This window comes from Brumicola pallidula DSM 14239 = ACAM 615 (assembly GCF_000428905.1).
GTDB lineage: Bacteria > Pseudomonadota > Gammaproteobacteria > Enterobacterales > Alteromonadaceae > Glaciecola > Glaciecola pallidula.
Genome location: NZ_AUAV01000023.1, coordinates 64526 through 78619, shown reverse-complemented (window position 1 = coordinate 78619; position 14094 = coordinate 64526). Strand labels below are relative to the sequence as shown.

The 14094-nt window shown below is 40.2% G+C and carries 15 protein-coding genes; 8 read left to right on the top strand and 7 right to left on the bottom strand.

All coding sequences use genetic code 11. The features are described from left to right. Nucleotides 1–2: 2 nt before the first annotated feature. From G399_RS0109325 to G399_RS0109315, 3 genes are read left to right on the top strand one after another with little or no spacing between them, the layout of a single operon-like run. Nucleotides 3–713 carry an ABC transporter permease subunit gene (locus G399_RS0109325; RefSeq protein ID WP_006015325.1) on the top strand — a complete coding sequence of 237 codons (711 nt, stop codon included), beginning with the start codon at nucleotides 3–5 and terminating at the stop codon, nucleotides 711–713. Then, on the top strand, nucleotides 713–2365 hold the full coding sequence (locus G399_RS0109320; protein ID WP_006015326.1) for a GldG family protein: 1653 nt from the start codon (nucleotides 713–715) through the stop codon (nucleotides 2363–2365). The genes G399_RS0109325 and G399_RS0109320 overlap by 1 nt, the downstream gene beginning before the upstream one ends. A gap of 19 nt (nucleotides 2366–2384) precedes the next feature. Next, nucleotides 2385–2846, top strand: coding sequence for a DUF2721 domain-containing protein (locus tag G399_RS0109315; RefSeq protein ID WP_006015327.1), 462 nt, complete (start codon nucleotides 2385–2387; stop codon nucleotides 2844–2846). 62 nt (nucleotides 2847–2908) lie between these two features. On the opposite strand, the gene cydB is transcribed toward G399_RS0109315, so the two are convergent. From cydB to cysD, 6 genes are all read right to left on the bottom strand, one after another. Next, nucleotides 2909–3916 (bottom strand): cytochrome d ubiquinol oxidase subunit II, encoded by a 1008-nt coding sequence (gene cydB / locus G399_RS0109310; protein WP_006015328.1) that lies wholly within the window; start codon nucleotides 3914–3916, stop codon nucleotides 2909–2911. Nucleotide 3917: 1 nt separating this feature from the next. Continuing rightward, a complete protein-coding gene (locus G399_RS0109305) occupies nucleotides 3918–5345 on the bottom strand; it encodes a cytochrome ubiquinol oxidase subunit I (protein WP_006015329.1) in 1428 nt (475 codons plus the stop codon). 139 nt (nucleotides 5346–5484) lie between these two features. Continuing rightward, a complete protein-coding gene (locus G399_RS0109300) occupies nucleotides 5485–6033 on the bottom strand; it encodes a GbsR/MarR family transcriptional regulator (RefSeq protein ID WP_006015330.1) in 549 nt (182 codons plus the stop codon). Between the two features lie 237 nt (nucleotides 6034–6270). After that, nucleotides 6271–7161 (bottom strand): pseudouridine synthase, encoded by an 891-nt coding sequence (locus G399_RS0109295; RefSeq protein ID WP_026843610.1) that lies wholly within the window; start codon nucleotides 7159–7161, stop codon nucleotides 6271–6273. Nucleotides 7162–7393: 232 nt separating this feature from the next. After that, nucleotides 7394–8200, bottom strand: coding sequence for a DUF6671 family protein (locus tag G399_RS0109290; RefSeq protein WP_006015334.1), 807 nt, complete (start codon nucleotides 8198–8200; stop codon nucleotides 7394–7396). A 15-nt stretch (nucleotides 8201–8215) separates the two neighbouring features. Then, nucleotides 8216–9127 carry a sulfate adenylyltransferase subunit CysD gene (gene cysD, locus G399_RS0109285; RefSeq protein WP_006015336.1) on the bottom strand — a complete coding sequence of 304 codons (912 nt, stop codon included), beginning with the start codon at nucleotides 9125–9127 and terminating at the stop codon, nucleotides 8216–8218. A gap of 250 nt (nucleotides 9128–9377) precedes the next feature. Between cysD and G399_RS0109275 the strand changes: the two genes are divergently transcribed. Both G399_RS0109275 and G399_RS0109270 read left to right on the top strand, forming a co-directional pair. Next, nucleotides 9378–9776 carry a hypothetical protein gene (locus G399_RS0109275; protein WP_006015340.1) on the top strand — a complete coding sequence of 133 codons (399 nt, stop codon included), beginning with the start codon at nucleotides 9378–9380 and terminating at the stop codon, nucleotides 9774–9776. Between the two features lie 12 nt (nucleotides 9777–9788). Then, nucleotides 9789–10097, top strand: coding sequence for a helix-turn-helix domain-containing protein (locus tag G399_RS0109270; protein ID WP_006015342.1), 309 nt, complete (start codon nucleotides 9789–9791; stop codon nucleotides 10095–10097). A 44-nt stretch (nucleotides 10098–10141) separates the two neighbouring features. Here G399_RS0109270 and G399_RS0109265 read toward each other — a convergent pair whose 3' ends face one another. Then, nucleotides 10142–10402, bottom strand: a complete 261-nt coding sequence (locus G399_RS0109265) for a DUF5062 family protein (RefSeq protein WP_006015343.1) — start codon at nucleotides 10400–10402, stop codon at nucleotides 10142–10144. A 388-nt stretch (nucleotides 10403–10790) separates the two neighbouring features. Between G399_RS0109265 and G399_RS0109260 the strand changes: the two genes are divergently transcribed. From G399_RS0109260 to G399_RS0109250, 3 genes are all read left to right on the top strand, one after another. Continuing rightward, nucleotides 10791–11711 carry a cation diffusion facilitator family transporter gene (locus tag G399_RS0109260; RefSeq protein WP_006015345.1) on the top strand — a complete coding sequence of 307 codons (921 nt, stop codon included), beginning with the start codon at nucleotides 10791–10793 and terminating at the stop codon, nucleotides 11709–11711. Nucleotides 11712–11843: 132 nt separating this feature from the next. Further along, entirely contained in the window at nucleotides 11844–13403 is a 1560-nt protein-coding gene (locus G399_RS0109255; protein ID WP_006015346.1) for a sensor histidine kinase, read from the top strand. Then, a complete protein-coding gene (locus G399_RS0109250) occupies nucleotides 13400–14077 on the top strand; it encodes a response regulator transcription factor (protein WP_006015347.1) in 678 nt (225 codons plus the stop codon). Before G399_RS0109255 ends, G399_RS0109250 begins: the two co-directional genes overlap by 4 nt. The last annotated feature ends 17 nt before the right edge of the window (nucleotides 14078–14094 follow it).

The following is a 14094-nucleotide window of genomic DNA, read 5'->3' as shown; positions in this document are numbered from 1 at the left end:
AAATGAATAAAACCTTCGCAATAGTAAAAAAAGAATTACACAGCTATTTTAGCTCACCCATCGCATACATCATTCTGATAGCCACGCTTTCGCTGTTTAATGTTTTCTTTTTTCTCATTATTGACCAGAATCACGAAGCATCTTTGCGTGATATTTTCATACTGATGGAGTTTATGTTTGTGTTCTTAATTCCGTTACTCACGATGAGAATGTTCTCGGAAGAAAAAGCCAATGGCACGATGGAGTTTTTACTCACGTCACCACTAACGCTTACCATGATTGTATTGGGTAAGTATTTCAGTATGTTGATCTTTTTCACCTTATTGATAGGCATGACCGCAACTTACTATTTTATTTTGGACTATTTTGGTGATCCAGATCCAATCAGTATTCTTTCTGGGTATGTTGGGATTTGGTTAGAAGGGGCATTTTTTATTGCTATCGGCTTACTTGTTTCTTCTTGGACGCGTAATCAGATAATTGCAGCATTAGTATCTTACGCGTTGATATTTTCACTTTATTTTGCGGCTAGTTTCACTAAGTATTTTACCGGTTCTGTAGAGAATTTTTTTATGCAAATTAGCACTCGAACACACTTAGAAAATTTTGCGGTTGGCATAATTACGCCCAGTAATATTACGTATTATCTAACTGGCATCATTCTTTGTTTAGTTTTAACAAGGTTGAGTATCGACAATAGGCTGTGGCAATAATGAGCAAATCAATTTTTAGCATGCGCTCATCTTTGCTTGTACTGCTGCCATTCTTTTGTGGCTTGTCACTCTTCGTTCTTGCCCTAGGCGTCGCTCTTTTTTATATTGAACAAGAGCTTTCTTATCTAAGCACAGGCTTGCTAATTTGCAGTGGCATGGTGCTTATTATTTTACTAGGCATGGCCATAACGTATCGATTTAATACAGCCAACTCTAGGTTAGTAACGATTTTTGAGCCCAAACGTTGGAAAAAATTTGCTACTGTTATGATGATAACTATTGCCAGTGTGACGTTTATTGGAGGTAGTAATTATTTAGCTAATAGCTCGACACTTCGATGGGATATAACAAAAGACAAGCAACATACCTTGTCTGCAAACACAGTTGAATTTGTTAGCGTACTTGAACGTGATGTTCAACTAACTGCATTGTATGTGGGGGTTCCTCCGAAATATTTGCAAGACCTTTTCAACGAATATGAGAGAGCGTCTGGCGGAGTAGTGACAACTGAAATCATCGACCCTATTGAACAAGTTGCCTACGCCGCAACATTTGGCAATGTGATTAATAGTCAAGAGCAAAAAGTGATTGTTCAATCTGGCAACAACCGCAAGGACGTCGACTTTACTCAGGACTCCTTGTCAGAAGAACGTCTAACAAATGCGATTGCGAGTGTCAGTCGTGCTCAAAAGACGGTTTACTTTCTGACCGGGCATGGCGAGTATTCAATGGAAAATGAACAAAATACGGGCTTGTCTAAGTTTACTCAGTTACTTGCGGCCAACAATATTTTAAGCAAACCGTTGATGCTTGGTATTAGTCAGTCGATTCCTGATGACTCCGATGTATTGATTATAGCGGGTCCAAAAAATGAACTAACCGAAGAAGAAGAAAGCTTAATTGAAGGCTATTTATTAAAAGGCGGGGACGCTTTATTTCTGATTGAACATACCGTTGTTACTACACCAGATAAACCCTTGAATGCAGCGCAGATGCGACAAAATCCTGATTTAAATTCACTTCTCAACAAATGGGGACTCAATGTTGAATCGGATATTGTGGTTGATTTAACTAGCCATGTTGGTGACGACGTTGGTAGTCCAGCAACCAAAAATTATCAAAAGCATAAAGCCATAACCGAAGGTTTGGATTATACTTTCTATGTTCGCCCGCGCTCGATCAATTTATTGGAAAATCGTCGCCCAAACATAAAACATGCCGTCATTGCCTCAACCGCATCGACAAAAAATAGTTGGGCTGAAAGTGATCGAAATTTAGAGGTGAAATTTGATGAAGGCATTGATACAGCCGGTCCTGTCCCTTTTTCTTATGTTGTTATTGAAGAAAAGGATGCCCAGAGTATAAAGCAAGGTAAAACCTCAGATACCCGATTAATAGTGTTCACCGATGCAGACTTTTTAACTAACGTTTATATTGACCAATATAGTAATGCACAAATGGGACTGAATATCGTGAACTGGTTGTCAGAGCTAGATTACAAAGCATTTCTTGGTAACAAGAAAATTGCTGTCGAGCGTCTAGATTTAACCAGTAAGCAAAAACGACAAGTTATCGTTATACTCTTTTTGTTACCTTTTACTTTCATTATTGCAGGCTTAATTATATGGTTGCGAATTAGGTATATAGTGTAAATTTAAAAAAGAGACTTCAGTGGAAACAATTATTACACAAAGTGCAGTTGAAATTATCCAGTTGGCCCTGGCCCCTATTTTTCTTATTGTCGGTATTGGTAATTTGGTCAACGTAGCCACTGGCCGCGTATCTAGGATCATAGATAGAGCAAGATGGTTTGGCAATTTGGCAAGGGAAGAACCAGAACGTATAAATGAGAAAGCGATACTAGAAATTAAAGCGTTAAACAAACGCATGAGACTTGCTAATTGGTCAATAAATTTCTTAATTGCATCGGCTGTAGTGACGTGCTTTACCGTTATGTTAGTGATGATAAATGGCTTGATCAGCACGAATTTGGATATCACAATTATAATCACTTTTATGATGTGTATGATCTTCCTAACCGGAGGCTTGATTGCTTTTTTTCTTGAAGTTAGCTTAGCCACGGCAACATTAAAAATTAGAGCCGTGGATGTAAGTCAGTTTAACCAGAATTAATTATTAAGCATTAACCGATGCTCCGAATAAGCTGATACCTTGCAGTTACCTGTGTTTCTTTTTTAATAGTAACGTAACTTCTCAGCCTTACCTCTAAACGTATAATATGAAATCACGGTGTAGCCGCCAATAAACGGCAATACAAATAAACTTCCAACTAAAATAATACGCAGTGACTCGGGCGCACTTGCGGCTTCAAATAGAGTCAGTTCGCCAGGCACAACATAGGGATAAAAGCTAAAGCTCAAACCTAAGAAGCAACAAATAAACACAATGACCACCATATAAAATGGTAATGAAGCACCATGATCGTCCGCTAACGGTAACCGTGATAGCACTAAGTAGCCCAAAATAAACATTAAAAAGCACAGTAGTGGGATAGCTGCATAAAGATAAGCCCATGGTAATTGAGTCCATATTTTAAGCACCGACTGATTTACCAACGGGTTGATTAAGCTGACGGTCAAAATGCCTAATGCACTTAACACGCCGGCTTTTTTCGCCCAGCCGATTGCTCTTTTCTGAAATTCCTCGGTCGTTTTCATTATTAGCCAAGTTGACCCAATAAGGCTATATGCCGCAACAACACAAAACCCGCTAAAAGTGGCGAACAATATCGAATATACATTGTACTCAAGTCCCATCACGTAGAGTCCTAGCATGAAGCCTTGCATAAAAGCAGTTATGTAGGAACCGACTTTAAATGTGTAATCCCAGACAATTTTACGCGTCTGCTTAACTTTTGCTCTAAAATCAAAAGCGACGCCTCTTAATATTAACCCAATTAACATTAGGGTCGCGGGTAAGTAAAGTGCTTTCAAAATAGCACTATGTGCTGCAGGGAAGGCTACCAATAACAATCCTACAGCGAGCACTAGCCAGGTTTCATTGGCGTCCCAAAAAGGCCCTATAGACGATATAGCGACATCTCTTTGCTCTGCGTTGTCCATAGGCAATAAAATACCAACACCTAAATCATAGCCATCTAATATTGCATACAATAAAATTGAAATAGAGATTAAAACACCAAAGACAATAGGTAGGCCTTGCGCTGAAAACATAAAATCCATACTAAACCCCTTTTGCTTGAGTTAACGGAACCGAACGAGTCGTTGGATCCCCTGTTGCTGCGACCTTATGCTCACCGGTTTTCTCGCTCTGAGTTGCAGCAATACCAGGTGGAGCTAAATCATATTCTTCGACTTCGATGGCTTTACGCGCTAGTAAAAACAACGTTTTTACATACACGGTGAGCAGCACAATGTACAACGTCACATAAAGTATAAAAGTAAAGAGCACATTGTCTGAGGCTATTGTTGTGACAGCATCAGCGGTTTTCAGTACGCCACTGACCAGATATGGCTGACGACCAATTTCTGTTACATACCAGCCAGCTAACGTGGCAACCCATCCGATGAAAGTCATCCCAATTAAAATACACAATTGCGTTTTAGCCAGTGCTTTTTTTCTAATTAGACTGTAACTGCACCACCAAGCGACAAGTATCATACTAAACCCAATGCCAACCATGACTCTAAAACTATAGAAAACAGGAGCAACTGGGGGATGCTTACCCTCAAACTCGTTAATACCTTTGACTTCACCATCCAAGTCATGGGTTAAGATAAAACTAGTCATCTTAGGTATTTCAATTGCAAATTTATTGGTTTTTGTTTCCTTATCGGGAATACCAAATAACACTAATGGTGCGCCTTTCTCAGTCTCCCACAAGCCTTCCATAGCGGCGACTTTCTGTGGTTGATGCTCCAATGTATTGAGGCCATGTAAATCACCTACAAAAACTTGCATAGGAGCCAACAAAGCCGCACTAAAGATAGCGGTTCGCAAGGTTATTCTGGGGGCTTTTTTATTATCACCTCGATAAATTCTATAAGCTGACAGCCCCGCCACTAAGAAACAAACAGTCAACGAAGACGCCATTAGCATGTGCGTAAATCGATACGGAAATGAAGGATTAAATATAATGGCAAACCAATCTGTGGCGTGGACCACTCCGTCAATTAATTCAAAACCTGCTGGAGTTTGCATCCAAGAATTAAGTACAATTATCCAAAACGCTGACATCGTAGTGCCAAAAGCCACTAAAAAAGTTGCTCCGGTATGCACCCACGAAGGCACACGACGAAATCCAAATAACATAATGCCGAGCATGGTGGCTTCTAAGAAAAATGCAGTCAGTATTTCGTATGCGAGTAATGGCCCTGCTATATTTCCGATAGTTTCCATGAAACCAGGCCAGTTGGTGCCAAACTGGAAAGACATTGTAATTCCACTGACAACGCCTAAGGCAAACGTTAACGCAAATACCTTTACCCAAAAACGATATGCACGCATCCAGACAGGGTGTTTTGAAAGGTCATAACGCACTTTAAAATAGAATAGTAACCAACCAAGTGCGATAGTGATGGTTGGAAAAAGAATATGAAAGCTGATATTAGCAGCAAACTGGATCCTGGAAAGTATGAGTATATCAAACATGATAATCTCCTGTAGAGATAACAAATCCGTTTAGGAAAAGACAACAAAAGAAGGCGATCGCCCTACTTAATTTGTCGCCTTGAAAATAACAATCTAGCGATAATTGCCTTATATAGTGAAACTGCTTACATGGCTCTTATTATCCTTCCTTTTTCATTAACAGCTTATCTCTCATGTCTAATACTTTTCCTACACCAGAACCTAGCTTCATTAACGTATTGAGTTTTTCTGGACTCAACGACTGTAAACTCTGTGTCCAATGTGTAATGTTTTCTAATAGATCATGAATTTCTGATATTTGACTTTGCGCGTACTTCTCAGAGTCATTAGCAGCTTGGTCAAGTAAAATATCGCGCAATAGGGTTAGGGTGGGATCAATTTCACGTTTGCGTCGCTCTTCAAAAACTCGATTAGCCATATCCCAAATATTACCTTTGTTTTGATAGTATTCTTTGCGATCACCCGGTTTGTGAATAGTTGCGGCAAGTTGCCACGCATTTAGTTCTTTCAGTCCCATACTGACATTGCCTCGTGAAATACTCAGTGTTTCTGCAATTTCATTGGCAGTGAGAGGGTTCTCAGTCATGACAAGTAGTGCGTAAATTTGCCCTACGGTTCGGTTAAATCCCCATTTATTCCCCATCTCGCCAAAGTGCATTACAAAAGATTCAATCATGGGTGTCATCATTACCTTTCTCCATATTCAGTGTGAGATTATTTCAGAAGTGCGCTTATGTTCTGAAGTTTCAATAATTTTTGAAAGTATAATGCATTATTGATTTAAATCAATAGAATCTTTTGAAAACCGGGTAATGTAGACGACATTTTTATATGGTCGGGTGTAACGCGATGCTGACATTTTTGACAACAACACCGTGCGCAGCAAATAAGTGAGCTAATATCATCTAGTTAGTTAACGTGTCGGTTAGTTTAGTTTGAGTTCGGTGTTGCTAGAAAAGCATCGTTGTTGTTGTGTCACAGGGTCAATAAACTGTAATTTTTGTGCTAATAGTTGCAAAGGTTTAGCGTAATCATCTGGCTTACTAGGCTGTAACTCAGGGTAGTAAGTATCATGTAATAAAGGCCAACCAAGGCTCTGCATATGTAGACGCAGTTGGTGGGTTTTGCCAGTGATGGGATGTAGCTCAAATAAGGCCTTGTCGACCGAAGTTTGCAGGCAGCGAATGCGGGAATGGCTGTTCGCAAGGCCCTCAACAATGTGCATTAAAAACCTGGGTTCGGTTTTCTGCAAACGGTTTTTAATCTCCCATTGCTGGTTTTTTATTGGGATATTGTCAATCGTGTTAGCGATGGCCTGATAGGTTTTGTTGACCTGTTGTGTTTCAAATAGAGCATGGTATTGCTGACGTGAATTGGGATTAACTGAAAATAATACCAAACCTGCGGTGGCTTTATCGATGCGATGCACTGCTTGCAGGTTATGATTGCCTAAGGTGTTACGCAAGCGATTTTGTAGGCATTCTTCAATATACTTACCACCTGGTGTGACGGGCAGAAAATGAGGCTTATATGCCACCACAATCAAGTCGTCCTGAAAAATGATTTTTTCCGCAAAAGGGATCACAGGCTCATGTTCAACTTCGCGATAGTAATAAACCCGTTGCTGGGCCACAAAAGGAGTTTGTGTATTAATTAAAGACCCGTCATGCCAATGAACTTTGCCATCAGTCATGCGTTGTTGCCACGTAGCGTTCGTTATGGCTGGGAACTTGAGAATAAGAAATTCCAGAACAGTAGTTACACCCGGATTATGCTGAGGAAGGCTGAGCTTGGACGGGGACTTGGCTATTACCATAATTATGCTCGTAGTTGACCCTATAAGAGCCTTTTTGATCGAAGTTGATGCCAACAGTATATAACGTTTTTATCTTTACTTGTGAGAGAAGTGAGGAGGGTGGCACAAAAACGGTAAAGCAAATATTCAAGGTAGTCTGGGAATACTGAAATGGCGATGAAAAAAAACAATGTTGGCTAATCATCATCAACGCTGATTAAAGACAGCGCAATATACATTGCAAACTGCAAATCTAAGGGTTACAAAAATTGCAATAAAACGCACTTCCTGTTTTACATTCATTGAGGTCGGTTTGATGATATCCGCAATAAGAACAGGTGGGACGCAGCGGCTGCATTTGATTAGTCGGTAATGTGCATATTTCACACAACAAATAGGTAGCCTTAGCGTGCTCGGGCGAGTAATCTACCTTGGCGCATTGAGGGCAAAAAGAACTCAGTCGTTGTATCAAATTCTCCCCCACTTTGCTGATCACTACTTGGCGCTGTGGGCAATACATGGCCCGAAAGTCGGGCTCAAGGTAAACAGGAAAGGTTAAGGTTTGTGCCATTAGATGACTCACGCTGAGTCCTTTTTCCCAGCCGTCCATAGTTTTTAACATCCAATATTGATTGTGTTCAAACATGCTTAACTTATCGTATAGTTCATCTTTATGCTTTGCATCAATAGGCCCCAGCTTGATGGGTTGTTGTACTCTAGCCACAATCTCAATATTGTTTTGTGTGTCTACAAAAGCTAAAAATTCTTCATCTAACAAGCCAATCCCAAACAAACTACTAATACTGCCTTCGCTACCCAGGCCCTGTGAGCAATGTGTCAACTCGCAAGCTAAGTAAGCCTTCTTCAATGCTGTTTGTGCTGCTGACAATTTGCGTTCAGTAACGTGATCAAAGCTACCGAGCGTATCTGTGTCGAAGGCATTGGTGTGCTGAATTTGGCTATTATAAGTGTTAGCAAAAATAGGAGAGAGCAGGGCTTCTTTGCCATGTTTAGTTAAAAACGCAATCTTTTTATTTGGGATTTGAGAGCTTTTATTCATATTAATTAGATCAGTCTAGAAGTAACCTTCGCGCTTTTTCTTCTCCATTGAGCCGGTTTGATCTTTATCTAACAAGCGACCTTCACGTTCGCTTGTTTTACTCGAAATCATTTCCAGGACAATCTCTTCTCGTGTGGTGGCTTTGCTTAATACAGCCCCAGTTTGTGGATAACAACCCAATGTCCTAAAGCGTATCCAGCGTTTTTGTAAACTGGCAGTTTCATTCTTAGTTAAGTGCGGTAGCATCCTATCGTCGTCCAAACCGAGTAACTGTGCGCTGTCTTCGTCTACCCAGCTCATGCGTTCGGCGGCGAAATATAGCGGTACGATATCGATTTTTTCTTCAAGAATATAAAGCCAAATATCGAGTTCGGTCCAGTTTGATAATGGAAATACACGAACCGATTCACCCTTATTTATTTGCGTGTTGTAAATAGACCAAAGTTCGGGACGTTGTTGTTTAGGGTCCCATTGGTGGTCTGCATTGCGCACTGAAAATATTCGCTCTTTGGCGCGGGATTTTTCTTCATCACGTCTAGCACCGCCTAATGCAGCATCAAACTTATACTTATCGAGTGCTTGCTTTAGTGCAATGGTTTTCATGTGATCGTTATATTTAACCGAGCCTGACTCAATAGGATGAATGCCTGAATCGAGCGCTTCATGATTCGTATGCACGATTATATCTAAGTTGTGCTTATCTTGCAGATTATCGCGAAACGCACCCATTTCATGAAATTCCCAAGTGGTGTCCACATGCAAAAGTGGAAAGGGAACTTTATTTGGATAAAAAGCCTTACGCGCTAAATGCAGCATCACCGTTGAATCTTTACCAATTGAATAAAACATACATGGATTCTCAAAGCCAGCGGCAACCTCGCGCATAATGTGAATAGCTTCTGCTTCTAACAATTTAAGGTGGGCCATGGAATTCCTTTATTCATACGATTTCGAGCGTTGATAATTCAAGAGTTTATAATAAGTCCAGGTGCAGAATAAGTGTAATTTGCACTTTTGATAAGTCGTCATTTATGTTGTTGTTACTTAGGTTTTTGTGATGCAAGAGATTTAGGTGGCGCTTCGCTGTCAGGTGTCAAATATGTGCCTGACACTAAACTGTCGTCGTTTTTACGTTTATTTAATGTCATTCTGAGCTCTGTTAATTAGGAGACATAAAATGATAAATAATAAAGTCACTTACAAAGAAAAAATATTCCCATACTGGCGCACTAAATTTATTAGCTATTTTGATATTGGTGAATATACAGTAAAGATTGATTTGTCGACGCTGACGGCCAGAGAAAGCGTTTACGTCGATAACGTATTAGTGTCGAAAAAGCAAAACTTAGGACAACATTCGATACATAGTTTTTCTATTGATGACAACAAGTATGAGCTTTTAGTGGACATTAAAAATTCATTTACTGGTCCTATCGATATAACTTTGCGAAGTAAGGGTATTGATATTGACGGCGATCATTGGGTATTTCCTTGCGCCCGCCCGGGTTTGATCACTGGTTTATTGTTTGCTGCGATCGGTTTCTTTAGCGCTATTATTTTTAATACACTTTTGTAAGGCTGATGAGCAATGGATTTAAATTCGACTAAAATTAGAGAGATAAGAACAAGCAAAGGTTGGACTCAACAACAACTTGCTGAAATAAGTGATTTGAGTCTACGAACGATCCAGCGTGTTGAAGTTCAAGGCCTTGGTTCGTTAGAAACCAGTAAGTCACTAGCGGCTGCATTTGAAGTAGAAAGAGACGTACTATTAACTGTAATTAATCGATCGACAAAAGACACAGAACCGTCCAAAAGAATAGATATTTACTTTCTCTTATTGAGTTTCATGGCCGGCTCGTTTATCGGTGCAATGGGCTTATGGTTAATCACTTGATCGTTCTATACAGTATGCATGTTGCAATCTACAACGTTCTACCATTACCTCAGTAATTCATGATCAGCGGGCAATTTGCTACTGATCCACATGACTAAGCGATGTTTTAAACTAGCCAAATCCTCTTTGTCATGGGGTAAAGGGGGGATTAATTTGTCATGTACTAAAAGCCGATACAAACTTTCAACTTTTTGTTTTGCTGAATCATTAGGTGAAAAAGCCTTGTAGCCTCGTTTTATAGCATAGCCTTCGGCAACTGTAAGGGCTTTTTTTAGCAGCGCACTTTCATTTTTGATTTTTTTCATTTATTACTACCTCAATAGGTATCTCGAAAGTTGCATGCAAAAAGAATAAACGCTATACCTGAACTATGCAATAGGAGCGGATTTTGACGAGTTTATGTTTGAATAGATACCTAATCTTAAAACCATGGCTGAGGTAATTATTGATCCGTCTATATGCGGAGCCAGCGAGCTGAATTTTGTTGTCTATCACGGCGTTATTGCCATTAGCCTCGGGTACCAAGGCATTGCGACTACTGAAGTAGAATGAGGCATTTATTAAGCCCGTATGTTGTCAAAAAGAGATTTAAATTAGCCCTTCAAAGGACTAAAAAATTATTTTTTAAATCACTATCTAATTTAAAAAAGTGGAGTAGAATCCGCAAATTATAACCTTATCAGTCTATTTCTAATGATCATCGGTTTTCACGAGAAAAAAGAAAAGCGCTTATTAACACTGTCTTTCTACGTGGCTGGATTATTTGTTTTTGTTGCTTTAGGCTTTGCACTTATTACTCATTCTGGTGCTATCCTTTTTGACGGTATCTATTCCCTGATTGCTTTTTTCATGGCTTTGCTAACGCTCAAAGTGGCTAACCTTGTGCAGATGCCCGACGACGATCGATTCCACTTTGGCTATACCGCCATCGAACCCACTCTGAATCTATTTAAGTCATTAATTATCATTGCCACTTGTTTATATGCCGTTGTCGGGTCTATTACTAGCTTATTAACAGGGGGCAATTCAGCTGAATATGGACTGGCGATGATTTATGGTGCTATTGCAACAATCGGCTGTTTTGCCATATCTGCTTATATGAAACATCAAAGCAGTAGTTTGCGTTCGGACTTGGTTGGCGTTGATGCGCGCACTTGGTTTGTGGATGGCGTGCTCAGTGTGTCGATTTTACTTGGTTTTGCCCTTGCTTATTTTATTGAACAAACCCGCTTTTCGGCATACGCCCCTCTTGTTGACCCAATATTACTTATTTTATTAGGAACGGCTATTTTACCAATACCCGGCAAAATCATGCTCGATAGTTTGAAAGAAGTGATTAATAAAGCACCGCCGGAAGCTGTTACTGCGGTTATTGAGAAAAAACTTAAGCAAACGCTTGTCGCTGTGCCTTATGAACATGTCGAAGTGCGGATCAGCAAACGCGGGAGAGACCTTTATATATTGGTGCATATCATCGTCGATGAGTCATTTTCAGTTGCCACTATTAGTGAACTCGACGACATTCGCATCAGTTGCGAAGCAGCAATGCGTGAGTGGGACCCATCGATTATCATGGACATATTATTTATTAAAGACGCCAGGTTAGCAGGGTAGGCTACATAAATTGATGCAACACCTTTCAATGTCATTCCTGAAGATAAATCGGTTGACGCACTTATTTGGTCTATTGCTAAGACCAACTCGTATGTGTAATCTACGCAATTCCCTCTAATAAAGTAGATAAGCATGTACAAACGTAAACTTTTTTACTTCGGCCTAACCACTGCTTTTATTCTCTTTATCGCACTCATCAGCACCGCTATATCAGCGCATTTAACGCGCGGAAATTTGCAGCAAAGTAACATTGCGCAATCGCTGCTGGTCGAGCATGAAAAGCTATCGAGTATTTCATATCGATTATTTAAGCAACTTACCGACGAAATAATTTTTGGACGCAATGCGAATCAGGCATACGTTAGAAAAAAGCAAAAAGTTATTCAGGAATCATTGGAGCAAATTAGGCAGTTAGAGCTAGAGCAACGTAAAGCATTGGGCGTATCTTTTACGCAAGGTAGTGTTGAGGATACCGACGAGCTAGTGCGTTTGATAGATGAGATTATTGCCGAATTTGAAGCGGTTGTGATCAGTAATAATCAGGCGCCTCTTAGCCAGCAAGAACAACTTCGTCGTTTGCTCGAGGTCACCATCGATGACCAGTTTAGAGAAGCGATTAATTCAGCTGTTGCTCGCCAAAGCAGAGTAGTGGCAGCAATTAACGCTCGAATCGATACCTTGAATACGACTATTGTGTGGTTTACTTTTGGCCTAGGTGCGTTGTCGCTACCGCTCATACTTTATGGCTGCTATTGGCTTTTTAACCAATTATATCAGCCACTAATTTTAATTGGTAATGCTACCAATGCCATTGCTTCAGGGAATTATGGGCAGCCTATATCGGTTAAATTGGACGATGAATTTGAGGAACTAGCGGCGTCGATAAATCAACTTGCGCGACGCCTTCAAGAACATGAAAATAATGAAGCTGCTTTACGTAAACAACTTGAACTGGAGGTCAAACAGCGTACCAGTGAGCTTACTGATGCCAACCTACAATTAACTAAAATTGATTCTCGACGCCGTCAGTTTTTAGCTGATGTTTCGCATGAGTTACGCACACCGCTGACGATCATTAGAGGAGAAGCGCAAGTTACCCTCAGAATGCAGTCTGCGTCGGTAGAAGACTTTAACCAAACCTTAGCTTCTATACTCGAACAAGCAGTCAACCTGAGCCGATTAGTGGATGACCTATTATTGTTAACTCGCGCGGAAATGAGCCAACTTAATTTAGACATGGCGCCAGTTCAAATTATGCCGATGCTCGAGTCAGAAGTAAGCAAGTGGGAAAAGCATGATGTGAACCGCAGCATTTTATTAGTTTTAGCAAATGAGTCAAATAACGCAATTGCTATGATAGATAAACAACGCATTGGCCAAGTGCTGTCTATTTTACTTGATAATGCGACAAAATATTCAAAATCGAATCAACCGATAGAAATAACATTAGAAAAAACGGATACATTTATTACTATTTCTATCAAAGATTCAGGTGAGGGTATTTCGGCTGCAGAAGTAGATAATATATTTGAACGTTTTGTTCGCTTTAGTAAACATAATGAGGGCTTAGGCTTGGGTTTACCTATTGCAAAGGTCATAGTCGAGGCCCATGGTGGCCGAATTTCTGTTGAGTCATCGCCAGGACAGGGCTCCGTATTTTCAGTTATATTACCTATTGGTAAACTATCATGAACATCCTATTAGCAGATGACGAAAAGCCACTCCTTAGTTTCTTAGCTCGCGGTTTGCGAGCTGAAGGTTACGAATGCACGTGTTTAAATGAGCTGCATGAAGTGTTGCCATTTATTAAGAAGCATATGCCACCAGTAGTCGTGCTGGATAGGTTGTTTGGTGCTCAAGATAGCTTGTCGATTATTGACTCAATCAAGACCTTACCAAGCCCCCCCATGGTCCTTATGTTAACAGCGTTGGATGAAGTATCTGAGCGAGTCAAGGGATTGGAAATGGGAGCTGATGACTACTTATGTAAACCCTTCGATTTTGACGAACTACTAGCTCGCATTTCAGCCCTAAGAAGGCGAATGAGTGCACCACAGCAAACCAATCAAAACAACATAAAAATGGGTAGCTTAGAGTTAGCGTTGCAAGAGAGAATTGTTTTTCTTAACGGAGAGGAGTTAGCATTAACCAAAATCGAATTTGAGTTGTTATTATACTTTGCAGAGAATCAAAATAAAGTGCTTTCGCGAGAGCGTATATTAAGTCGTATTTGGCAGACATACAGCGATCCTAACACCAATATTATCGATGTTTACGTCAGTAGGTTGAGGAAGAAATTAGAAAGAGAGCCGCAGCTCTCTATTCAAACATTGCGCGGTAATGGTTACCGTTTAGCACTAAAATAGTGCGAACTATCTGCAGT